The organism is Pseudoalteromonas sp. 0303 (assembly GCF_013349995.1).
GTDB lineage: Bacteria > Pseudomonadota > Gammaproteobacteria > Enterobacterales > Alteromonadaceae > Pseudoalteromonas.
This window is the reverse complement of the sequence record NZ_JABVXF010000002.1, coordinates 164,298-186,710: the sequence shown is the minus strand read 5'-3', so window position 1 is coordinate 186,710 and position 22,413 is coordinate 164,298. Positions and strand designations below refer to the sequence as shown.

Annotated in this window: 20 protein-coding genes; 13 read left to right on the top strand and 7 right to left on the bottom strand. The window is 42.5% G+C overall.

Translation table 11 applies throughout. The features are described 5' to 3' along the window. The first annotated feature begins 118 nt into the window (after nt 1–118). From cgtA to HUS62_RS02975, 3 genes are all read left to right on the top strand, one after another. A complete protein-coding gene (gene cgtA / locus HUS62_RS02985) occupies nt 119–1,273 on the top strand; it encodes an Obg family GTPase CgtA (protein WP_054551016.1) in 1,155 nt (384 codons plus the stop codon). Between the two features lie 79 nt (nt 1,274–1,352). Beyond that, entirely contained in the window at nt 1,353–1,832 is a 480-nt protein-coding gene (folA, locus tag HUS62_RS02980; protein WP_220094954.1) for a type 3 dihydrofolate reductase, read from the top strand. 79 nt (nt 1,833–1,911) lie between these two features. Beyond that, the gene (locus HUS62_RS02975; RefSeq protein ID WP_062566166.1) at nt 1,912–2,289 is read left to right on the top strand and encodes a DUF3718 domain-containing protein; all 378 of its coding nucleotides are present in this window, start codon (nt 1,912–1,914) and stop codon (nt 2,287–2,289) included. Nucleotides 2,290–2,430: 141 nt separating this feature from the next. Here HUS62_RS02975 and HUS62_RS02970 read toward each other — a convergent pair whose 3' ends face one another. Then, a complete protein-coding gene (locus HUS62_RS02970; protein ID WP_138619101.1) occupies nt 2,431–3,399 on the bottom strand; it encodes a class 1 fructose-bisphosphatase in 969 nt (322 codons plus the stop codon). A gap of 160 nt (nt 3,400–3,559) precedes the next feature. Between HUS62_RS02970 and HUS62_RS02965 the strand changes: the two genes are divergently transcribed. Both HUS62_RS02965 and HUS62_RS02960 read left to right on the top strand, forming a co-directional pair. Further along, complete coding sequence (locus tag HUS62_RS02965; RefSeq protein ID WP_175078485.1) at nt 3,560–5,989, top strand: zinc-dependent metalloprotease; 2,430 nt, start codon at nt 3,560–3,562, stop codon at nt 5,987–5,989. 105 nt (nt 5,990–6,094) lie between these two features. Continuing rightward, nucleotides 6,095–6,877, top strand: a complete 783-nt coding sequence (locus HUS62_RS02960) for a YggN family protein (protein ID WP_058585861.1) — start codon at nt 6,095–6,097, stop codon at nt 6,875–6,877. A 62-nt stretch (nt 6,878–6,939) separates the two neighbouring features. Here the strand turns inward: HUS62_RS02960 and HUS62_RS02955 are convergent, their stop codons facing one another. Both HUS62_RS02955 and rsuA read right to left on the bottom strand, forming a co-directional pair. Next, a complete protein-coding gene (locus HUS62_RS02955) occupies nt 6,940–8,514 on the bottom strand; it encodes a methyl-accepting chemotaxis protein (protein ID WP_175078512.1) in 1,575 nt (524 codons plus the stop codon). A gap of 154 nt (nt 8,515–8,668) precedes the next feature. Then, entirely contained in the window at nt 8,669–9,367 is a 699-nt protein-coding gene (gene rsuA, locus HUS62_RS02950) for a 16S rRNA pseudouridine(516) synthase RsuA (protein WP_175078484.1), read from the bottom strand. Between the two features lie 58 nt (nt 9,368–9,425). Between rsuA and zapE the strand changes: the two genes are divergently transcribed. Further along, a complete protein-coding gene (gene zapE, locus HUS62_RS02945; RefSeq protein ID WP_175078483.1) occupies nt 9,426–10,538 on the top strand; it encodes a cell division protein ZapE in 1,113 nt (370 codons plus the stop codon). A gap of 60 nt (nt 10,539–10,598) precedes the next feature. Here zapE and HUS62_RS02940 read toward each other — a convergent pair whose 3' ends face one another. Beyond that, the gene (locus tag HUS62_RS02940) at nt 10,599–13,619 is read right to left on the bottom strand and encodes a TonB-dependent receptor domain-containing protein (protein WP_175078482.1); all 3,021 of its coding nucleotides are present in this window, start codon (nt 13,617–13,619) and stop codon (nt 10,599–10,601) included. Between the two features lie 330 nt (nt 13,620–13,949). Here HUS62_RS02940 and HUS62_RS02935 point away from each other — a divergent pair, with 330 nt between their 5' ends. After that, a complete protein-coding gene (locus HUS62_RS02935) occupies nt 13,950–16,079 on the top strand; it encodes a winged helix-turn-helix domain-containing protein (protein ID WP_175078481.1) in 2,130 nt (709 codons plus the stop codon). On the opposite strand, the gene HUS62_RS02930 is transcribed toward HUS62_RS02935, so the two are convergent. Both HUS62_RS02930 and HUS62_RS02925 read right to left on the bottom strand, forming a co-directional pair. Further along, on the bottom strand, nt 16,080–16,409 hold the full coding sequence (locus HUS62_RS02930) for a 5-carboxymethyl-2-hydroxymuconate Delta-isomerase (protein ID WP_054560998.1): 330 nt from the start codon (nt 16,407–16,409) through the stop codon (nt 16,080–16,082). 10 nt (nt 16,410–16,419) lie between these two features. After that, nucleotides 16,420–17,007 carry an outer membrane beta-barrel protein gene (locus HUS62_RS02925; RefSeq protein ID WP_175078480.1) on the bottom strand — a complete coding sequence of 196 codons (588 nt, stop codon included), beginning with the start codon at nt 17,005–17,007 and terminating at the stop codon, nt 16,420–16,422. A 103-nt stretch (nt 17,008–17,110) separates the two neighbouring features. Here HUS62_RS02925 and HUS62_RS02920 point away from each other — a divergent pair, with 103 nt between their 5' ends. The 6 genes from HUS62_RS02920 to HUS62_RS02895 all read left to right on the top strand — a co-directional run bounded on the left by HUS62_RS02920 (nt 17,111) and on the right by HUS62_RS02895 (nt 22,050). After that, the gene (locus HUS62_RS02920) at nt 17,111–17,581 is read left to right on the top strand and encodes a CreA family protein (RefSeq protein ID WP_055196731.1); all 471 of its coding nucleotides are present in this window, start codon (nt 17,111–17,113) and stop codon (nt 17,579–17,581) included. Nucleotides 17,582–17,584: 3 nt separating this feature from the next. After that, on the top strand, nt 17,585–18,367 hold the full coding sequence (locus HUS62_RS02915) for a hypothetical protein (RefSeq protein ID WP_054560995.1): 783 nt from the start codon (nt 17,585–17,587) through the stop codon (nt 18,365–18,367). 6 nt (nt 18,368–18,373) lie between these two features. Further along, nucleotides 18,374–18,994 (top strand): LysE family translocator, encoded by a 621-nt coding sequence (locus tag HUS62_RS02910; protein WP_054560994.1) that lies wholly within the window; start codon nt 18,374–18,376, stop codon nt 18,992–18,994. A 7-nt stretch (nt 18,995–19,001) separates the two neighbouring features. Continuing rightward, nucleotides 19,002–19,517 (top strand): gamma-glutamylcyclotransferase family protein, encoded by a 516-nt coding sequence (locus tag HUS62_RS02905; protein WP_175078479.1) that lies wholly within the window; start codon nt 19,002–19,004, stop codon nt 19,515–19,517. Then, nucleotides 19,514–21,061 carry a serine hydrolase gene (locus HUS62_RS02900; RefSeq protein ID WP_054560992.1) on the top strand — a complete coding sequence of 516 codons (1,548 nt, stop codon included), beginning with the start codon at nt 19,514–19,516 and terminating at the stop codon, nt 21,059–21,061. The genes HUS62_RS02905 and HUS62_RS02900 overlap by 4 nt, the downstream gene beginning before the upstream one ends. Before the next feature lie 68 nt (nt 21,062–21,129). After that, nucleotides 21,130–22,050, top strand: coding sequence for a histone deacetylase family protein (locus HUS62_RS02895; protein WP_054560991.1), 921 nt, complete (start codon nt 21,130–21,132; stop codon nt 22,048–22,050). Here the strand turns inward: HUS62_RS02895 and HUS62_RS02890 are convergent. Then, entirely contained in the window at nt 22,047–22,340 is a 294-nt protein-coding gene (locus HUS62_RS02890) for a hypothetical protein (RefSeq protein WP_175078478.1), read from the bottom strand. The genes HUS62_RS02895 and HUS62_RS02890 overlap by 4 nt on opposite strands. Nucleotides 22,341–22,413: the final 73 nt, after the last annotated feature.

Genomic DNA, 22,413 nt, shown 5'->3' with positions numbered 1-22,413 from the left:
TTTAAGGCACATAATAGTGCGTATAAATATATACCTAAGCGCCTTGGCATTGGGTGCTGAATAGGGCACTTAGGTATATAATAGAGTTATTAACAAGCCAATCTTAAAGTGAGTAATCATGAAGTTTGTAGATGAAGTAGAAATTCGTTGTGACGCGGGTGATGGCGGCAGCGGTGTCGTATCTTTCCGACGTGAAAAATATGTACCAGATGGCGGTCCTGATGGCGGCGACGGCGGCGATGGCGGCAGCGTTTATCTACAAGCCGATGAAAACTTAAATACGTTAATTGATTACCAATTTGAGCGTTTTCATAAAGCAGAGCGCGGCACAAATGGTCAAAGCCGTAACATGACTGGTAAAAAAGGCGCTGATTTAACGCTTAAGGTGCCTGTTGGTACACGTATCATTGATGTTGATACTGAAGAGTCATTAGGTGATCTGACTAAGCATGGTCAAAAGGTTGTTGTTGCAAAAGGTGGTTTCCATGGCTTGGGGAATGCACGTTTTAAATCAAGTACAAACCGTGCGCCACGTCAAAAAACACTAGGTACACCTGGTGAAGTTCGCAGCTTACGCCTAGAGCTAATGCTACTTGCTGATGTTGGCTTACTTGGTTTACCAAATGCTGGTAAATCAACGTTTATCCGCAGTGTTTCTGCAGCTAAACCAAAAGTGGCAGATTACCCGTTTACGACACTTATTCCTAATCTTGGTGTAGTACGCCCAGATGCGAATAAGTCATTTGTAATTGCTGATATCCCTGGTCTAATCGAAGGCGCTTCGGATGGCGCAGGCCTTGGTATTCGCTTCTTAAAGCACTTAGAGCGTTGTCGTGTATTACTGCATATCATTGATGTTATGCCTGTTGATGGCACAAATCCAGTTGATAATGCCTTTGCGATTATTAATGAGCTACACCAATATAGTCCTAAGCTTGCTGAAAAGCCGCGCTGGTTAGTATTTAACAAAATTGACCTATTACCAGAAGATGAAGCTGAAGCACTGTGTAATGAAATTGCCGAAGAGCTAGGTGAAGAGGTTAATGTTTACCGTATCTCTGCTGCTAATAAGCAAAATACCCAAGCACTATGTCATGATATTATGGCGCTACTTGATAGTATGCCGAAAGAGAAATTCGCTGAAGAAGAGAAAGAAGAAGTTGAATTTAAGTGGGATACTTATCATCAGAAAGCAACATCTCAAGACGATGATGATTGGGATGACGACTGGGATGATGATGACTACGATGTAGAAGTTATCTACCAACGATAAAATTTAAAACTGAAAAGGAGCCATGCGCTCCTTTTTTATTAATAAGAAAAAAGTATTAAGGTTTAGTGTGAAAATTTCAATGATTGCTGCTATGGCAAATAACCGAGTAATTGGCCAAGACAACCAAATGCCATGGCATTTACCCGCCGATCTGCAACACTTTAAAAAAGTAACCATGGCAAAGCCTGTGATCATGGGCCGTAAAACATTTGAATCAATAGGTCGGCCTTTACCAGGTCGTCAAAATATTATTATCACGCGTAATGCTGATTACACAGCTGAAGGTATTGAGGTGGTTACTTCACCAGAGGCTGCGCTGGAATTGGTTGCTGATGTTGAAGAAGTAATGATTATAGGTGGCGGAAATATATACGAACAATTTCTATCTCAAGCAGATCGTCTATACTTAACATTCATCGACCTCGAAGTGGCCGGTGATACGCAGTTCCCAGATTACGAAAATGTTGCTAATTGGACAGTTGCCGATCAAGAAAAGCATCAGCCTGATAACAAAAACCCTTACTCGTATACTTTTGTAACCCTGTACAAAAACTCGTAACATTATTGCGGTAAAATTAATTAGTTGGTACAATATTACACAATCTTGGTAAGAAAAAAGTATTACATAAGGGCAAAATATGATGAAGTTACCAAATATGTTACTTGCAGCGGCTGTTGTTTCAGCGTCAGTTGCGTATACAGCACCAGCAAAAGCTGATGATCAATTAGCGGTTTCTATCTGTGAGTACATCGCAGCTGATGATAAAAACCGTTTACGTAGTAAGCTAAAAAGCTCACGTGTGAAAATTCGTAACATCTTTGATGCTGTAAAATGTAACGGCAACAATATGCTTCGTCATGCAATTGAAAGCGGCGCTGCGGATGCTGGTGAATACATCGTTAAGAACTTATCTAAAAGCTCTTTAGAAGACGGTGCAGACATCGCATGGGCAGAATCAAACGGCCACGGTGGTTCTCCACTAATCGCTGTTATTAAAGACCGCGCTGGCCTTTAATTGAAACGCCAATAGAATTTAAGAAACCGCACTCGTTGCGGTTTTTTTGTCTTTGAAGTGAGTTGTTTACTTGGAATTTAACGTTTGTTAAAGACTGGAAGCTTCAATTCAAGTCTCCCAGCCTAAGGCATTTACTGCTTGCTATTTATGATAGCTTAAGCACGTTTCCACTTCGTTCTTAGAACCTAAGATCACCGCCACACGTTGGTGAATTGCGTCAGGTTGAATGTCCATGATGCGCTCAGTGCCTGTTGAGGCAATACCGCCAGCTTGTTCGATTAACATTGCCATTGGGTTTGCTTCGTATAATAAACGTAATTTGTTAGGTTTATTTGGATCTTTCGTGTCGGTTGGGTAAGTAAAAATACCACCACGGCATAATACACGGTGCACATCACCTACCATTGCAGCAATCCAGCGCATGTTAAAGTTACGACCACGCGGTCCAGTATCACCAGCAATTAAGTCATTGATGTAATTTTGCATTGCTGGTTGCCAATGGCGTTGGTTTGAAGCATTGATTGCAAATTCGCTGGTCTCTTCAGGTACGCTTGCAAAATCTTGCGTTAATAAGAAGGTACCGTGTGTTTTATCTAAGGTGAAAAAGCGTGTGCCTTTACCGGTTGTTAACGCCAGCACGGTAGATGGGCCATATAATACATAACCCGCTGCAACTTGGTTTTTACCCGGTTGCATAAAAATACTAGGATCAGCTGGATCTGAACCTTCAGGCGCCGCCATAATTGAGAAAATCGTACCAACGAGTGAGTTGATATCAGTATTTGATGAGCCATCAAGTGGGTCGAATGCAACAATGTAGTTGGCATCTGGATTACCCGCAACGGTGAAGTCTTCTTCTTCAGAGGCAATGGCTTTTACGTAGCCCGATTCTAATAAAATATCTTTTAAAAGTTGGTTAGTTAGAACGTCGAGTTTTTTCTGTGTTTCACCCTGAATGTTTTCGTCTAGGGTTGAGCCTAATACGCCAGATAGGGCGCCTTGACCAACACGAAATGAAATTTCTTTACATGCCGCAAGTACCGTTCTGATCAATGAGATCAGTTCACGAGGGCAACCATCTTCTAACAATACCGGTGGGAGTCTACGCATTCTATTTTCCTGATAACGTTGTAGCCAGACATTTTTAGTGTGAGAGAGAATGTCTTAGCAAGCGCTGAATTTCGTCTTAAATAGCTGATTTTTCTTGGCGGTACTTTATACTGCTTAATACCTATACAGTATTTAAAACGCGAATAACAAAGATAAGATTATGCAAAAAATACCATTACTACGATATCTGCTCTTAGCTGTGCTACTTACTATGATAACTCAAGCACACGCAGCAATTAAGTCTATAAATGATTTTACTGAAAAAATGACTCATTTTTCAGGCTATTTTTCATTTTACTACGACACAGAAAACGGCAAATTGTATCTTGAGGTGGATAAACTCGAGCAACAATTTTTATTACAACAAAGCTTACCCTACGGTGTTGGTTCAAATGATATTGGCTTAGATCGCGGTCAGTTAGGCGATACTCACTTAGTTCAATTTGAGCGTTTTGGCGATAAGGTGATGCTAAGAGCTATTAATACTTATTACCGAGCTAATACTAATAACCTTGCGGAACAACAAAGTATTAAAGAGGCGTTCGCATCAAGTATTTTAGCGGGCTTTAATGTTGTAGCTCAGTCAGGCACTGCGGTACTTGTGGATTACACCCCTTATTTATTAAGCGATGTTCATGGTGTAAGCCGTCGTTTATCAGCAACCGGGCAGGGAAGTTTTAATTTAGATAGCAACCGCAGCGCGGTTTATTTAGCACGTTCAAAAGCATTTGAAAAAAATACTGAATTAGAAGCCGTGCTTACTTTTCAAGGTAATAACCCAGGTAAGTATGTACGCCAAGTGAGCGCAGACCCTTATGCACTGACGGTACATATGCATCACTCATTAATTGAGTTACCGGACGATAACTACACCCCTCGCAAATTCCACCCTCAAGCAGGTTTTTGGAGCATTGAGCACAAAGATTATGCGGCAGCACTGGGTGAGTCTATGTATGTGCGTTACATTCCACGTCATCGTTTAGCGAAAAAAGATCCGAGCCTGCCAATCAGCGAGCCCGTTGAGCCGATTGTTTATTACTTAGATCCGGGCGTACCAGAGCCAGTTAAAACAGCGTTACTTGATGGTGCTAAATGGTGGAATGATGCCTTTAATGCAGCAGGTTATAAGAACGCATTTATCGTTAAAGTGCTCCCTGATGATGCCGACCCTATGGATATACGCTACAACGTAATTCAATGGGTGCACCGTGCAACACGTGGTTGGTCGTATGGCAGTTCAGTGATTGACCCTCGAACAGGCGAAATTATCAAAGGTCATGTGACACTGGGTTCACTGCGTGTTCGTCAAGACATCCTAATTGCAGAAGCATTAGCAGCCCCATATTTTGAAGGCAATGAGGTGGCTAAGCGCTTACAAGCCATGGCACTTGATCGTATTCGTCAATTAAGCGCCCATGAAGTAGGGCATACTTTAGGTATTTCGCATAACTTTGCAGCGTCAGTGGCAGACAGAGCCTCTGTGATGGATTATCCACACCCACTACTGAGCTTTAATGAGCAAGGTAAGTTAGATGTAAGTCGAGGCTATGCTGCTGGCATGGGCGTGTGGGATACCCAAGTGGTCAAATACGGTTATAGCGATTTCACTAATCAAGATGAAGCACAGCAATTGGCCGCTATTTTAGCTGAAAACAAAAGCAAAGGGCTGGAATTTATTTCAGACAGTGATGCCCGCGCTCAAGGTGGTGCTCACCCAACAGGGCATTTATGGGATAACGGCAGTTCACCAAGTGATGAGCTAATGCGTGTACTTGATGTTCGTAAACAAGCGCTGACGAGCTTTGGTATCGAAAACATCAAAACAGGCACTGCTTTATCGCAATTAGAAGAAATGCTGGTGCCACTTTATTTGTTCCATCGCTATCAAGTAGAAGCGGCGGTTAAACTAATTGCTGGTGTGAATTACGAGTACGAAGTACGTGACGGCTCGCAACCAAAAGGGGCACAGGTTGTGGCAAAGCAAACGCAACAAGCAGCAGTAGATGCACTCCTTGCAACGCTAAAAGCCGAAAACCTTGTTTTACCTGAGTCAGTATTAGCGCTTATTCCACCAAAAGCGTATGGTGAATCTAAATCACGCGAAAGTATTGTTGGTCGCACAGGACTCACGCTTGATGCGATGGCGTTGCCTGAGGTTGCTGCAGCACATAGCTTGAGCCTACTTTTTAATAGCCAACGCATTAACCGTTTAGCACAGCAGCAAGCACGAAGCGATGCATTTTATGGTTTAGATGCGCTATTAGCACAAACTTATCAGCAAGTTTTTGAGCAAAAAATTCCTTTAGGGATGGCAGGTAAAATTAGCCAACGTGTACAGCTTTTAACTGCAAAACAGTTTGCCGATTTAGTTGCAAGCAATGAGGTGGCACCCGAAGTGCAAGCACAGCTTCGTTACTACTTAGCTAAACTTGCAAAGAGTTACCAGCAAGAATCCATGCTAGGCAGTGCATCCGTTGGTAACAGTGCATTTAAGCAATACTTAAGCGAGCAAATCAGTCACTTTTTAGAAAACGGTGAATGGCCTGCAAACTTTAAAGTGCTGCCAATGCCACCGGGCTCACCAATTTAATCCACCTTTCTTTTAAGACGCCTAGCATAGCTAGGCGTTTTACTTGCATAAAATTGGATATTTGCTAATCTAGCGGCCTTCCTTTTTTGTCTTTTTGAGGTGTATATGGCGTTCTTTTCTCGCTCGTTGTTAGCAGCGGCCATTACATTCTCTAGCTTTTCCAGTTACGCAACCTTAGAAAAAAAACAATGCGATGTAGAGTTAAGCCATGGCTTAATCATCACCGATGATGTCATTCGTATTGTTGATAAAGGTCAAACTCGCGTACAGATCAACAACGATAACCAATTGTTTATAAGAGGCTACTGGGTTGATTTAAGCCCAGATGAAAGCAAAGTTGTGGAGCAGTTCAGCCGCGGTATCAGGCAAACAGTCCCTGAACTTGTTGACTTGGCGACCGATGGTGTAAACCTTGGCTTAAGTGCCATCGAGCAAGTTGTTGAGGGCATGTCAGACAAAGAGCCCGAAGTACTAAAAACTCAGCTGCAATATGTTGAGCGTGCGCTGATGGATAAATTTAAGCGTGGTGATGACTTTTTCTTTATTGCTCCGCAGTCGCTGTCGAAAATCGATGACTTTTTTACCAAAGAAATCAGCCAAAAAATTCACTCTGCAGTGCATGGCTCACTTGGCGCTATTTTAGTCTCGTTAGGCGATGCTTTTAAATCGCGCGAAGGTAACATCGAAGACCGTATCAATGATATGGGGCAGCGTATGGATATCATCTCAACTGAAATTGACAAATCACTACAAAAGAAAGCAGAGCAATTAGAAATGAAAGCCTCTGAGTATTGTGAGTGTTTGAACTCATTAGATGTCACCGAATCACGATTACAACAAATGGTGCCTGGTATGGCCGATTTTGATTTGGTACAAATAAAGTCTTAATACGAACTAAAAACGAAAAAGCCCAGCAGTTGCTGGGCTTTTTCGTTTTTAGTTGATTTAAATTAACTGAATTTAGCGGTTTCAGTTTCTAAATTGCTTGTAAGACCTTTGATCAAATCGGTTGCTGTATGAGCCTGGTTTGATACAACAGCCGTTTGTGAAGCGGTGTCTGAGATAGTTACGATGCGTTTGGCAGTGTCTTCACCTGCATCAAGTTGCTCTTTCGCAGCAATGGCTATCTGATGGCTCATTTGTGCAATTGCGCTGAGTGAGCTGGCAACGCGTTTTAGCTCTTCATTGGCTTTAGTCGACTTTTCAACGGTTTGTTCACTGGTACTAATACTAAGCGAAACAGATGATTTGGCATCTTGGGTTGCAGCTTGTAGTTTGCCAATCATATTGCGGATTTCTTCAGTACTGGTTTGTGTGCGCTGGGCAAGCCCGCGAACTTCATCAGCAACCACAGCAAAGCCTCGTCCTTGCTCACCTGCACGGGCAGCTTCTATCGCCGCATTAAGCGCAAGTAAGTTCGTTTGTTCGGCAATACCTTGAATAACACTGAGCACATTTGCGATGTTATTTACCTCATCATCAAGCACTTGAATGTTATTACCTGCGCTGTCAATTTGCTGCTCTAAAAGCGCGATGGTATCAGCAGCCTCGCTGGTTAAGTGGCTGGCACTTTGACCTTGTTGCTCAGCTTCTTGCACTGAGTAAGCTGCTTGTTCAGCATGTTCCACAACGGTTTGCGCTGAGGCTGTTAACTCGGTAATAGCTGAAGCAACCATTTGAGTTTCTTCGTTTAGGCTACGAGTCAGTTTGTCGAGTTCAACAGAGCGAGATTCGTTATCAACACTTTGATTTTTTAAGCTATCTGTAACCCCTTTAATACCACCAACAACGCCACGTAACCCTTGCTGCATATAATGCATGGCAGCAATAATGCTCTCAGGTGGGGCATCTTGGCGAATATGTGAGTTTAAGTTGCCACGAGAGACGTTTTTTACAATACCGATTACTTCATCAATTTCGCCGCCTAAGGCATTAGTGAGCGATGAGCCAAAGCGAGCAATGGCAAAGGTCAACGCAATGGCAATAAGCATAGATAAGCCCAGTAACCACTTTGCAGTATTCCAATAACGTTCATCAACTTCTTTGGCGCTAATGCCTGTACCAACATACCAGCCAAACAGCGGTGTTTTTTGTACTACAGAGGTTAAGTCAACGGTTTCACCATCTCGCACTGAATCCCAGTGATAGGTGATGATTTTATTGGTCGTGTTACCCACGAGATTTTCGACCATACGGCCGATACTGTTGCCGCTGGCATCTTTAAAATCGTTAAAGCTGGTGCCGTGTAGTTCTGGGTCGTGCGGAGTGGCGACAAAATCTAAGTTGTTGTCGACGACATACACATATTCTGAGTCGTGGTATTTATTTTCTCGAAGTACCTGAATAGCAAGCTTCTTTGCTTGTGCTTCTTCGAGTTGATTGCTTTTAACCATCAACTCAAATTGCTCAACAATATTGGTGGTGCTCTTCATGAGCTGGTTGATACGCGCGATGTTGTCGCTTTCGCTGGCATGACGTAAAGATTGTAAGCCAAGTAACGCTATCGCAGATAACGCAATAAACATAGCGATAGCAAATAAGGTGATTTTTGTTTTTAAAGCTAGTCCTGATAACACAGTCAGCCTCCTTTATTATTTCCCCTGTTAACTTTTACCACGTTTGTCTGGTTTTATTAAGGAAAAATGACAGCGTTATCATGACTTTTGCTCAAGTACCTATTTAGAGCTTCAGTTCGGCTTCTGTAAGGGCTCGATATTCACCGCTTGCAAGGCTTTCGTCGAGGGTAATGTCAGCTATTTTTTCACGATGTAATTCAACAACTTTATTACCTACAGCAGCAAGCATTCGCTTAACTTGATGGTATTTACCTTCGCAAATTGAAAGGCGTAAGCTGTAGCTTGCAAGTTTTTCAACAATCGCAGGGCGAGTTAGCTCTTTTTCGTTGTGCAATTGCACCCCTTGCTCTAACGCTGCAATGGCTTCTTCATCAATAGGTTCTTGAGTTTCAACTAAATACGTTTTGAATTTGTTATGCTTTGGTGCAGTAATTTTGTGTGACCAGTCGCCGTCATTAGTGATGATCACTAATCCTGTGGTATCGATATCTAAACGGCCTGCAACATGAAAGTCGCTCATATTTGGTTCATCAAGTAAATCAAATACAGTCGGGTGAAGGTCATCTTTATTGGCACATACATAGCCAGCAGGCTTATGGAGCATGAAGTAGCGCTTACCTAAAAACACCAGTGGCTCGCCTTGCCAGCGCACGTCATCATCTTGGCTGATTGAATAATCAAATGAGGTGATCACCTCGCCGTTAACAGTGGCGTATTTACGTTTGATACCTGCTTTGGTTTTGCTGCGAGGTAACTCGGCAATATGGCTAATAAATTTATCTAAACGGCATGGAAATTTCATTGGGATCACATTTTTAGTCGGCTACAATGGCGGCGAGTATAGCGGATACTAGTTACCTATGACAGTACAGCAAGGACAAATATTACAGCATTACCAAGCGCAAATAGCCAAAGGTGATTTGCAAGAAGACCGTGCCCAGCGCACAGCGATTAATGCTCTCGATAATCTAGCCACAGAATTAGCTGCACCAAGCCATTGGTGGCAAAGCGCTAAGCCAATAAAAGGAGTTTATTTATATGGCCCAGTAGGGCGTGGTAAATCCATGTTAATGGACGTGTTTTTCAAGCTTGTTAATATTGACGCTAAGCAGCGTTTGCACTTTCATCATTTTATGAAGCAAGTGCATGAGCGTTTAACTCAGCTGCAAGGGCAGAAAAATCCGCTGACGGTGATTGCTAAAGAGTGGGCAGAGCACATTCGCTTGATTTGTTTTGATGAGTTTTTTGTTTCTGATATTGGTGATGCCATGATCTTGGGTGGCTTATTCAAAGCCTTGTTTGAGCAGCAAGTAGTGTTAGTGGCAACGTCAAACTGTCAACCGGAGCAGTTATATCGCAACGGTTTACAGCGAGCACGATTTTTACCCACTATCGATTTATTAAATGAGCATTGCCATGTTTTAAGTGTTGAAGGCGACACAGATCATCGCTTTCGCTTTGGCAAACAAACCGCACATTATTTTATTAATAACAAAGAGGCGCTAACAGAGCGCTTTTTAAAGCAAGAGCAAGTAATACAAAGGCAAACAACGATAGAGGTTTGCCACCGCGAGCTTAGCTGTGTAATGCAAGCTCAAGACGCCATTATGTTTGATTTTATGACGCTTTGCTCAGGACCTAGAAGCACCGCGGATTATATTTATTTGGCAGAGCGTTTTCAGCGTGTTTATTTACTCAATGTGCCGGTGATGGGGCGCGGAGCAACAGGTAAACAAATTGTGCATGGCATTGAAGATAGTTATCAGCGAGAAAAGCAGGATTTACAAGAACACTTTTTAGATGATGAAGCACGGCGCTTTATTGCTTTGGTTGATGAGTTTTATGATCACAGCCGATTACTGGTGATTTCGGCCAAGGTGGGTATTAGCGATTTATACCAAGGCCAAAAACTGGCATTTGAATATGCGCGTACCGAGTCTCGATTAGTTGAGATGCAAAGCTGGAAAAGATAAAAGGCGCAATAAAAATGCGCCTTTGATGTCAGCCTAGCTGGGGATCTTCATATGAAACGGTTAAAAGCTATATTGAGCACCTACATACACGTAGCGACCAGCACCACCGCCGTATGCGCTGTAGTAGTTACCACGGCCATATGGATAAAAATCACCTTTATTATCAAACACGTTATTCACACCACCGAATACGCGCAATTGGCTCTGTTCACCAAGTGACATGGTGTAAGACGCTGAAAGGCTGTGTTTTAAGAACGAGCCATAATCTTGGTAGGCAAGTTTTTCTGGATTACTGATACAAGTATCTTCACCAGCCTCACAGCGGGCATCATTTTCGGCAATATACTCTTGATAATCTTCTTCAAGACTCTGGCTTGCTTTAAACGAGCCTAAGTAATTTGTACGCCAGCGAATACGCAAGTTATCGTTACGCCATGTCAGTGACATTGAGGCTTTACCTTTGCTGCTGCCGTAACCTGCGTAGTGACTGGTTACTAAGCTGCCATCAAGGCCTTCATAAGTTTGCGAGTTTTCGATTACATGGTTGTAATCTAGTTTAAACGATAACTGACCTAGGTTATCTAAGTCGAGTTTGTACTGTGCAACCACATCATAACCACGTGCAGTTAGCTCATCGAGGTTATATTGACGCTGAAGAATTTTGATAATGTTACCTTCGCTATTACGGGTAATATCATTACAAAATACGTTGTCTTCACCCCATGCTGCTTCTGAGTCGTAACATTCACGCATGATATTTTCATTGCTGATCTGCGAAATCGCATCAACAATAGCAATATCGTAGTAATCAACAGCAAGATTAAAGTTTTCTAAAAAGGCAGGAGCCACTGTCACACCAAAGGTATAGGTATCAGCGGTTTCTTCTTTTAGATTTTCGTTACCTGCCCCTGGAGAGTAACTGTTGTTCTCATCGCTAAATTCAAAGTTAGGAGCAGCAGCAAGTTGCGCAGCTAACGTCGGCTCTTTGCGGCAGTTGTCGTGACCTGCTTTAGTTGATGTTGCCGTTAAACCGTCACAAATATCATCATAGCTGTCGTAATCGCCACGCGGTGGTGACATAAGCTCTGTGATTGTGGGGGCGCGTTGAGCGCGAGCGTAGTTTGCTCTAAATGCATAGCCTTCGATTGGCTCCCAAAATACACCTAGCTTGTAGCTGGCAACGGTGTTGACGTTTTCCATGCTATAGTTAGCCAAACGTAATGAAGTTTCTGCGCTTAAATTCTTTGCTAAAGGAGCATCTTTTAAAAGTGGGATCGCAAGCTCTGCAAAGGCTTCATAGACCTCAACTTCACCATAAAAATTTGGTACATAGTTGAAGGTAATACCGCCTGCTTTCATGTCGTCGCTGGTTGATAGGTCTTGGCTGTCTTTACGGTATTCACCACCAATTACCGCAGATACGGAGCCTGCTGGTAATTCAAATAAATCACCCGCTACGTAGCCAACCACACCGTATTGTTTTATTTCGGTATCAATAATTGGGTTGGTACGGATCCAAGCAGCCATTTCATCGGTAATAGATCCCTCACCAAATAAGTTAATTGGCACACAGCCTTCAGCGCGAGCTGCTTCATCAATACATTGAATGGTGCCATCCGCTAATTCTTCTGCTTGCAAAGCTTGATTAAGTTTTACAGTATTTAATTCATTGCTACGAATTTGGTGTTGAGTAAATCGACCATAACTTGCAGATAGATCCCAGTCCCACTCGTCGTTAAATAATGTGCCTTGAAGACCTGCCCAACTACGAATGGTTTTACGAGTATTATCGGTGCTGATATTACCCACTTCACTGAAGCGGCGATCCCAATAAATACGATCTTTGTATGGGTTGGCATCGAGGATTTCTTGCGGAACATATGGGTTGTCGATTGGAATGTAACCCGGTGCTACATCAGCAAGGGGCTCGCCAGTGGTAGGGTCATAACGCGGCACATACGCACCTTCGTATTCATCTTCAGGCGACTTATTGTTAAAAGAACCACTTTCACTGTATTGAACTTGCGCGTAGAACATCACATCGTCAGTTAAATCGTAATCAATTTTAACTGCAGCAGATACGTTATCGCTTGGTACATCAAGCATCACGTATTGATTTGAATTGATACCGTAAATTTCTTCGTTGCCTTTCCAGTCATCACGTAGAGTTTGGCCGTCATACCAAAACTGTGTGTCGTTACGGCTGTTTTCTAAGAATACACCGCCCGGAATACCGTCGCTTTTGCTTACCCAATCAGCTTGTGTGATGTCACGCATACATTGATCGCCATCTGCTGTTTGCATTACATTACACATGCGATCTGGATCGTAATCGTAACTATCTTCGATTTGTGCGCGTTTACGATCGTAAAAAGTCATACCGAAATCACGGTCCCAGTTGGCACTGAAATAGGCGTAACCGCGATCTTCAGCAAACGAGGTACCGTAGTTTAAATCAAGGGTAAATTCTTTACCGCCGCCATCGGTGGTTTCACCTGTGTTCGCTTTAAAATCAAAGCCTTCTTTTTTGGATTGGGTGATAATATTCACCACACCTGCTACAGCATCGGCACCATAGGTTGCAGATGCACCGCCACTGATTATTTCAACGCGCTCAACCATACCGCTCGGAATGGTATTTAAACTGACATAGTTGCCACTGTAGCTGTTTGAAACAACACGACGACCATCAATCAATGTAAGGGTACGGTTAGCGCCTAAATCTCGAAGTTGTACTGTCGATAAGCCAGTCGCTGAAACACTTGATTGGCTGGTGGTATTACCTATGCTCTCGCTAAGAGCTGGCATGTTATCAACCAAAATGTCTGATAAGTTGGTTAAACCTGTATCGGCAATGGCTTCGCGGTCCATTGTGACCAGCGGTGTTGGAATTGAAAAGCTATCGCGTTTAATACGTGAACCCGTAACAACGATTTTTTCCGGCTCTTCAGTTTGTTCATTAGCTGCTGGAGTGGTGTTGGCAGGGCGGGCAATCTCAGCCTCATTGGCAAATGCATGTTGGCTAAAACCACTGGCAACAGCAAGTGCAATTGCACAAGGTTTGGTTAGTAGATTTCTCACAGGCGTTCCTAGTTGTTTTATTTTTAGTTTTTAGAACCAGAGTGATGCTCTTTTTAAGGGCAGTTAAAATTTACAGTGAGCAACACTCTGGTTGGTCGGTATTGACGTAAAAATTTTTATAGAAATGTGAACCTAACTACAATCTTAGGTGGCTCGTTTATGTCTCTATTTTATATCTATTGAATATCTATTTATTTAAAATCAGTGGTTTAAGAAATGTTCATTGTTAACCGTTTTGCAACGTTAAAGCTGGTGAAAGGGCTGCTTTTACGATAAATTGATAGGGCTTTATACTGCTGTACTTCTAAAATGGGGTTTTATTTAGAGTAAATGGAAACATCTAATCGCGTTTATCAGCTGGGCTCATGTATTGTTAACCCACTCGAAAATAAACTGATCTGCAATGGTAGTGAACAGCTTTTGCAGCCTAAGTTTATTGAGTTGTTAGCTTGCTTAGTGGCGCGTTACCCCGAACCAATCACCCGTGAAGAGCTCATCAATCATGTATGGGAAGGCAATTTTTACGTGGGTGAAAAAGCCTTAACAAATGCTATTTGGCATCTACGAAAAGCATTTAAGGAACTCGATCCAGAACAAACTTACCTAGAGACATTACGTAAAACGGGTTATCGTGTTTTATTAAAGCCCGAGCTAATAGATACATCCGATAAAGAAAACCCTGTGGGTTTTAGTATCACAGCTGCCCAATTCCGCCAGCTGTTTGTGGCTTTGTGTGTCATTAGCTTGGTGGTGATGTATTGGCTGTTCTCTTCGCCTGCAAAGCAATCTAACTCAAGCTTTGTGTTGCCGCTTAATAGCATCGAAAGCGTGACGGCAAGCCCTGGTCGTGAGATTTATCCTTCAATTTCTGATGATCAGCACTATTTGGTGTATTCATGGCGACAGCTTGGTAAACCAAATAACCTATATTTACGTGATTTACATTTTCCTGAGCACCCAGCAAAGCAATTAACGGACTCACCTTTTACAGAAGGGCGCTCTGTGTTTAGCCCAGATGCAAACACATTATATTATTACCGTATGGCCTCTGATGTTTGTGAAATTGTAAAACTCTCTTTGGTAAATGCCACCAGTGTCGTGCTAGGGGAGTGCAGTAATAACTATGCGCCTGATCTTGATATCAGTAGTGATGGTAAAACCTTGGCCTACATTGCTGATCATACGAGCAAGACAGGTGATTATGTCACTCGTATCAAACTGCTCGATTTACAGGCAAAACATAGAAAAGAAACAGTTATTCCTTGTAATGATGACTGCGAAACTGTGTATGAGTCTGTGTCGTTTTCGCCAGATGCACAGCGAGTTGTGGTTACGCGTAATGTTAAAAACAACCAAAAAGCACTGTTTTTAATAGATGTAAAAACAGGGCAAAGCCAACGGCTAACTCATGATTTTGTTGATATTCATGGTGTAGATTGGCATCCGTCTAAAGAGCAATTGGCGTTTAGTGCAGTTGAGGGCGGTAAACGTTATGGCTACTTCTTTGACATTAAGAATCAAACCCTAATCAACACGCAAATTGCGGGCATGAGTTCACCTAATTACAGTAGTGATGGTAGTGTTTATTACCATCAGTGGGATTTAGATAAGGTGATCACGCGTCTGAAAATAGACGAACAAGTGGCCAACTCGCCGTTTTCTATGTTGTCGACCAATTTTAGCTCGCTATTCCCTGAATATAATCAGCAGCAAAATAAACTACTGTATGTTTCCAATGAATCTGGCAGTTCACAGCTTTGGATTGTTAACCCTGATAGCAGCTCGCGAAAGCAGCTTACTGACTTTGCACATAACACGGGGGAAGTTCGTGATCCAACCTGGTCAGCCGATGGACGCTATATTTTGTTTTCATTGTATGACAATGGCAGTACCCGCTTATATATTTATGATTTCAAAGTAGAGCAAAGTCAGCAAATCAAACTGCCATTTAGTCATGTAATTAAACCCAAGTTTAGCGCTGATAGCCAGCATATTTTAGTCTCTGATGGTGACTACTTATATCGTTATGACTTAACAGGTAAAAGCCTAGGTAAAGCTGTTGAAGTGCCGGCGCAGTATGGCGTTGAAACACAATCGGGCGATATTTTATTTACCAACTCGCGCCATGCTATTTGGATAAAACATCATGATACGGGTGTTGAAGAAATGCTGGTGAACGATGTTAAGTTGGCGCGCAGTTATGCATGGTTGCTGGTGGCAAAGAACGCGTATCATGAGGGGCGTATTTATTATTATAAAGAACGCTTAGGTGATTACCGTATTAGCTACTATGACTTAGCAAGTAAGCAGCATCATGATTTAATTGCTTTACCGGAACGAGCTTATAGTCGCTCATCGGGCTTGACCTACATACCCAATGAGCGTTGGCTGGTTTATACAGCGTACTTATCGCCTGAGATAGAAATCAAGCGTTTACCCGCAGCCTATTTACCAAAGTAGTTAACACTTACGGTAGATGTCAGCATCCATATCGTAAATATTAACGCTTAAGCTATACGAGCGGCGGCAGTATGTTCTTAAGCAACTTAGTAATTGCTCACTGAGCATTTGCTTTTGCTCTATAGTTCTGCCTGCCATGATTGATGCGCCGATGTGAATAAAGCCATCTTTGCCTTCACCTAATTCGTAATGCTGATAAGCAATTGCACGAGTCTTTATGGTCGAAAGCTCAAATAAGCCTGAGTCAAAAACGGCTTGGTGAACTTTTTCAACTAACACTTGTGGCAGAATTGGCAAGTCTTCTGAGTGTTCTATAACAATGTGCGGCATGGGGTCTTCCTTAAAAGCGGTAACTAAAACCGATGTTTGTCTGAAATTGGTTTAACACATCACCATCAAAGTGCCATAGACATTGGTCGTCTTCTGATGTTGGCAATGTGCACGATACGTTACTTGCATTATTTACAATAGTTGCCAGCCAGCGAGTTTCAACATAAACCCGAGCTTGTTCAGTAAATAAATAATCTGCGCCAGCATATAGGCCAGAGGTAAAAAACGTATCAGAGTCGGCAAAGTCAGTGCTGACGTGGTTTGCGCCAATTTGGGCACCCACAAAACCAACTATACGGTCAGCTAATGGCACTTCTACGGCACTTTGAAATAGCAGGTATTGCATCTCGACTTGCTTGTTGGTTTGGTCTTTCATATCAAGTTCGGTTGCTGAATAAAAGAACCCATAACGAGCATTATCAATGGTTCTATCTAGGCTGACAGTAAAATGGCTGTCATCCTCAAGCTCAATTTTTAGGTTTTCTTCGGTTTGCACCGAGTTAGTAAAGTTTTTGCCGAAACCAGCGCTAATAGAGTAGTCAGCTTGAGCTGTACTACTTAAGAACATTAAACACAGTAAACCAAGCGATTTTTTCATTGTTTAGGTGCTCGTTGTTGAAGATATTTTGAGATAGTATTGAAACATAGCAAGCAAATCGTTGTAAACGGACAACTATCGCTTTTTAATAAGGAACACTAGGATGAAGTTACTAAAATTAGCTGCACTTACTGCGCCACTGATTTTGTTGAGCGGTTGCTCGGATGATGCTGCTTCGGTGAGTTTGGGGTTATTTACGACCAAAGATATTAAAGTGGTATCACAACAAGACCCGCTTATAAGCGGTGTAACTTGCCACATTAGCCATATTGAAGCGAACCTTGATTTTGCTGATCCATCCGATATGTCTATTGCCTGTCGTCAAACAGGCCCCATTACCGCTGACCAATTACAACAAATTGACCGCAGTAAATCAGGCGAAGTGGTATTTAAGTCATCGAAAAGTATTTTGTTTAAGTCGTTAAAAGTTCGTCGTATTTATGATGCGCCAACACGCACACTTTTATATTTGTCTTATTCAACGAAAGAGTCGAGCGGCAGCCATCATCATGCTTTATCAACTGTGCCTCTTTACAATACAGATGCATGGCAATGGGCACAATCACAAGAGTAATTTATGTTAGCGTTATTTAAGTCGGCCCCACTTGTTGATGAGCAAGAGCAGCAGTGGTTAATCGATACTTTTTTATGGGCTGTTGAACACTTTGATAGTGAATATTTTTTAAAGCACACGCAAATCATTTTACCTAATGGGCAGTTCTTTCCGGATAGGGTGTCGAGCGTCAGTGAAATGGCTGAAAAGGTATTTAGTCGAGTTGTTGATTATGCGGGGATGCAGGCGTGGCCAATTAACTTAGTTGCGCCATCTGGGCTTACACCTCAGGTGTTTCCGCATTTTGAATTTCAAGATAATTTACGCGGTAGCGAGGCGAGTTTAATTGTACCGGCAAATCATCCGGTGAATATCTCCTTTAACCCGAACCAAATCAATCAACCGCAAGATTTAGTGGCAAGTTTTGCTGGTACCTTAGCGACCATTTTGATTCACCATGTGGGTGTCTTACCTCCCGGCGGTAAAGAGTACTTACCGCAAGCAAGCGATGCGTTGGCATGCTATTTAGGCTTTGGGGTGATGATGAGTAATACGGTGTATCAATTTAAAGGTGGCTGCGGCTGCGGTTATAACCCTTATGCCAATCGCCAAGCAGCGCTGACTGAGCCACAAACGCTATTTATGCATGCGCTGGTTACGCATTTTAAAGGGGATAATCAGTCGAAGAAGTTTTTAAAACCCCATTTACGCAGCCAATATAAAAAAGCGCAAAAGCAAATTAAAGCATTGGTAAATGACAGTGCAAATCCGTTGTTATTAGCATTAGATGAACAAGCAGTAGGGTGATATTGAGTGCAGTATTTAGATGAGTTTTTATTGATAGCCATAGCTCACTTTTTTGCGGTAGCAAGCCCAGGTCCTGACTTTGCAATTGTACTAAAGCAAAGTATTCAACAAGGTCGTAAAAATGCGCTTTGGACCAGTGCTGGGGTTGGTGCGGCTATTTTGCTGCATATTGCTTATTGTGTATTAGGTGTGGCATTAATTTTATCCCAGTCACCTAGCTTATTCATGGCTTTAAAATACCTTGCAGGGGCTTATTTGGCATACTTGGGTGTGCAAGCTTTACGAAGCGCAAAACCTAGCGATAGTAAACAGCAAACCCTTGCCCCTGCTGAGCCTGAATCGGTGTATAAAGCATTTCGACGCGGTTTTTTTACCAATGCCCTTAATCCCAAAGCAACACTGTTTTTTATGTCGTTGTTTACTCTTGTAATAAGCCCTGAAACACCTGTTGTAGTGCAGGCTGGTTATGGCGTGTATATGGCAATGGCGACTTGGCTGTGGTTTTCATTTTTATCATTGGTGTTATCAAAAGCATCAGTGCGAGCATTTTTCTTAAAAAGCGGATACTGGTTTGATAGAGGCATTGGCGTGATCTTAATTGCCTTAGCTATTCGCGTTGTTGTGTGAGGTAAGTATGACGCTATATAACTTTTCATTTGGTTCAAATATGTCATCGAGCAGATTGCTGGCAAGGCTGCCTGAAGCAAAGCGGGTAGGTACAGCTATTTTAAAGGGCTATGAGCTGACGTTTGATATGGTAAGTACCGACGGCTCTGCAAAGTGTAGCGTGCGCAAAACAGATCAGGCAGATGCCTTGGTATATGGTGTTGTGTATCAGTTAAACGAAGCTGAAAAGTCGATTCTTGATGATATCGAAGGGCCGCGTTATGACTGTGTAGATATCACCGTTGAGCTACTAGATGGCGAGCAACTTGCTGCCCATTGTTATATCGCTAACACCTTAGATGAGTCTTTACTGCCATTCGACTGGTATCTTCAGCATGTTCATCGCGGAGCGCTTGAAGCAGGTGTACCAAATCATTACAGTGAAGCAATACTCGCAAGACCAAGTTGCGATGATCCAGATAAAACCCGAGCAGCGAAAGAGTTCGCTATTCACAACAATAAAAATCACCAAGGGATATTATGATATTTCGTAAATTAGCCGTTGCAGCGGCGCTTTTATCGAGCTGTTCGTTTTACAGTTATGCCGATATTGATACTAAAAAAATTGAAAAAGTAATCGAAACGTCAATGGCACGTTTTGACGTACCGGGTATGGCTGTAGCGATTGTTGAAAATGACCAGGTCGTGTTAGCAAAAGGTTTTGGCGTATCTCACCTTGATACCGGTAAAAAAGTAAATAAAGACACCTTATTCGGTATCGCGTCAAACACCAAAGCATTTACCGCAGCAGCGTTAGCTAAATTAATTGATGAAGGTAAGCTTAGCTGGGATGACAAAGTAATTGATCATCTTCCTGAGTTTCGTCTGTATGACCCTTACGTAACACGTGAAATGACCATTCGCGATTTATTAAGCCACCGTAGCGGTTTGGGTTTAGGGCAAGGCGATTTAATGATTTGGCCAGATACTGACAAATCGATTGATGAAATTATCGCAGGGCTAAAATACTTAAAACCAGCGAGTAGCTTTCGCAGTAAATACGCCTATAACAACTTAATGTTTGTCACTGCAGGTGAGGTGGTAGCCCGTGTATCTGGCATGAGCTGGAATGATTACATCGAGAAAAATATTCTTCAGCCACTTGATATGAAAAACTCACGCGCAGGTTTTTCACGTATTCCTAGTAGCAATAAAAACTGGGCGACGGGTCATATTCCAATGGATGGCCAACTACACCCATTTTTTGTGAACTACCTCGAAGATTTCCGTGGCGCTGGTGCGATTGCATCAAGCGTAAGCGATATGAGCCAATGGCTACGCACGCAGCTTGCACATGGCAAAATGCCAAATGGCCAGCAGTTATTCACTGAAAAGCAGCAGCAACAAATGTGGCACCCGCACATTACGTCAATGGCATCAAAAAGTGCTTATGAAGCTTACCACCAACAATTTAGAGGTTATGGTTTAGGCTGGAGCATTGAAGATTTCCACGGCATTAAAAAGCTAGGCCATGGTGGTGGTATCTTAGGCATGGTGTCTCAAGTGACATTATTACCAGAGAAAAATCTCGGTATTGTTATTCTGAGTAACCAGCAAGCATTCAGCGCGCTCTCTGCGGTGACTTACGAAGTATTAGAAGATGCATTAGATCTTGAAGATAAAGACTGGGTTGAAGACCTTGCTAAAAAGCACTTTGAAGGTAAAAAAGAAGCTTACGCAAACGCAAAACCAGAAACACCTGCTGATTATCAAGCGAAACTACCAAACATCAACTACACAGGCACGCTGCACGATAACTGGTATGGTGATGTGGTAATCGAGGAGTTAAATGGTCAGCTACGTATTGATTTTACTCATACAAAGCGTTTGAAAGGTCAGCTTGAGCATTACACGGGCAATACGTTTATTGTGAAGTGGGATGAAAAGTTACTTGAAGCAGATGCTTACATTGAGTTTCAAATGAGCCCGGATAACCGAGTGAGTAGTGCAAAAATGCGTGCTGTCTCAACGGCGGTCACAGACTTTAGTTTTGACTTTAGGAATTTAGATTTACGCGCTAAAAAGTAAACCAAAGTCGCAAAGCCACCATTAGGTGGCTTTGTTATACTGGGGGAAAATAATTCAAGGAGCGTATTATGAGAACGGCAGTTATCTCACATCCATTTTGTCGTAAACATAAAATGATTGAGGATCACCCCGAATGCCCTGCGCGTTTAGATGTGATCACCGACCGCTTGCTAGCAAGTGGTGTTGATATAGCAATTACTCACTTACAAGCTCCTAAAGCCAGCCGCGACGACTTTTTACGTGCTCATGATGAACCTTTGGTAAGCCATGTAGAGCAAACAATTCCCGATGAAGGACTTGCTGAATTAGACGGCGACACTTGGTTGTGCCCAGATTCAATGAAAGCAATTGAACGAGCCGTTGGTGCTGGATTACTCGCCGTTGATGAAATCCTTGCTGATAAACTGGATGCCGCATTTTGCTCGGTTAGACCACCAGGGCATCATGCAAACCGCAGCACCTCGGCAGGATTTTGCGTTTTTAATAACCTAGCCATTGCCGTGAAATACGCGCAAAGCAAAGGTGTTAAACGTATCGCTATTTTGGACTTTGATGTACACCACGGTAATGGCACGCAAGATATCTTTTTAGATGATGACAATGTGTTGTTTTGCTCTTTGTTTCAACATCCTTTTTACCCAAATACTGCGGTTGAAAATAACGCGACTTTAGTTAACTCACCGCTGCCAATTGCCAGTGATGGTAATGACTTAAAAGCTGTTTACCTTGAGCAGTGGCTACCAAAACTCAACGAATTTAAACCTGAACTGTTGTTTATTAGTGCAGGTTTTGATGCTCACCTTGAAGATGACATGGCAAGCCTGAAGTTTGTTGAAGACGATTACGCATGGCTAACCACGCAATTAGCTGAGTTTTGTCAGCAGCAAGATTGCAAAGGGATTATCTCATATCTTGAAGGGGGCTATGCTTTATCAGCTCTAGGTCGTAGTGCCGTTGCGCACATTAAAGCGCTGGTGGATGCACCTTAATCTGCCAGCATCGCAAAGGCTTGCGTTGGTGTAAGCCGAGTAACCTTACTTAAACAGCATACTCCCTCTTGTGCTAGGTGCTCAGTCACTCTATTAGCAAGCTCTATATCAGTTAATGCTTTCACGCTTTCTTCCTGCAAGTTGACATAGTGCCCTGTTGCCAAAAGTAGCATCGCTTCTTGCTGCTGCTCTTTGCTTAAGCCATATAAAAAGCTTTCTATATCGGCTTCGTCTTCTACTAATGCTATTTCATGGTCTGAAAAAATAATCTTAGGAAATGATGAGTGCATTTATTGTCCTGTGTCAAAGTTGCATAGGTTGAAATGATTATAATTGCCAATTCATGTAAGAACTAGGAAAGTC

Excerpts from the sequence above, each read along its gene's own strand:
- cgtA (WP_054551016.1), top strand. The coding sequence starts at position 119 with ATGAAGTTTGTAGATGAAGTAGAAATTCGTTGTGACGCGGGTGATGGC.
- folA (WP_220094954.1), top strand. The coding sequence starts at position 1,353 with ATGATTGCTGCTATGGCAAATAACCGAGTAATTGGCCAAGACAACCAA.
- HUS62_RS02975 (WP_062566166.1), top strand. The coding sequence starts at position 1,912 with ATGATGAAGTTACCAAATATGTTACTTGCAGCGGCTGTTGTTTCAGCG.
- HUS62_RS02970 (WP_138619101.1), bottom strand. The coding sequence starts at position 3,399 with ATGCGTAGACTCCCACCGGTATTGTTAGAAGATGGTTGCCCTCGTGAA.
- HUS62_RS02965 (WP_175078485.1), top strand. The coding sequence starts at position 3,560 with ATGCAAAAAATACCATTACTACGATATCTGCTCTTAGCTGTGCTACTT.
- HUS62_RS02960 (WP_058585861.1), top strand. The coding sequence starts at position 6,095 with ATGGCGTTCTTTTCTCGCTCGTTGTTAGCAGCGGCCATTACATTCTCT.
- HUS62_RS02955 (WP_175078512.1), bottom strand. The coding sequence starts at position 8,514 with ATGTTTATTGCGTTATCTGCGATAGCGTTACTTGGCTTACAATCTTTA.
- rsuA (WP_175078484.1), bottom strand. The coding sequence starts at position 9,367 with ATGAAATTTCCATGCCGTTTAGATAAATTTATTAGCCATATTGCCGAG.
- zapE (WP_175078483.1), top strand. The coding sequence starts at position 9,426 with ATGACAGTACAGCAAGGACAAATATTACAGCATTACCAAGCGCAAATA.
- HUS62_RS02935 (WP_175078481.1), top strand. The coding sequence starts at position 13,950 with ATGGAAACATCTAATCGCGTTTATCAGCTGGGCTCATGTATTGTTAAC.
- HUS62_RS02930 (WP_054560998.1), bottom strand. The coding sequence starts at position 16,409 with ATGCCGCACATTGTTATAGAACACTCAGAAGACTTGCCAATTCTGCCA.
- HUS62_RS02925 (WP_175078480.1), bottom strand. The coding sequence starts at position 17,007 with ATGAAAAAATCGCTTGGTTTACTGTGTTTAATGTTCTTAAGTAGTACA.
- HUS62_RS02920 (WP_055196731.1), top strand. The coding sequence starts at position 17,111 with ATGAAGTTACTAAAATTAGCTGCACTTACTGCGCCACTGATTTTGTTG.
- HUS62_RS02915 (WP_054560995.1), top strand. The coding sequence starts at position 17,585 with ATGTTAGCGTTATTTAAGTCGGCCCCACTTGTTGATGAGCAAGAGCAG.
- HUS62_RS02905 (WP_175078479.1), top strand. The coding sequence starts at position 19,002 with ATGACGCTATATAACTTTTCATTTGGTTCAAATATGTCATCGAGCAGA.
- HUS62_RS02900 (WP_054560992.1), top strand. The coding sequence starts at position 19,514 with ATGATATTTCGTAAATTAGCCGTTGCAGCGGCGCTTTTATCGAGCTGT.
- HUS62_RS02895 (WP_054560991.1), top strand. The coding sequence starts at position 21,130 with ATGAGAACGGCAGTTATCTCACATCCATTTTGTCGTAAACATAAAATG.
- HUS62_RS02890 (WP_175078478.1), bottom strand. The coding sequence starts at position 22,340 with ATGCACTCATCATTTCCTAAGATTATTTTTTCAGACCATGAAATAGCA.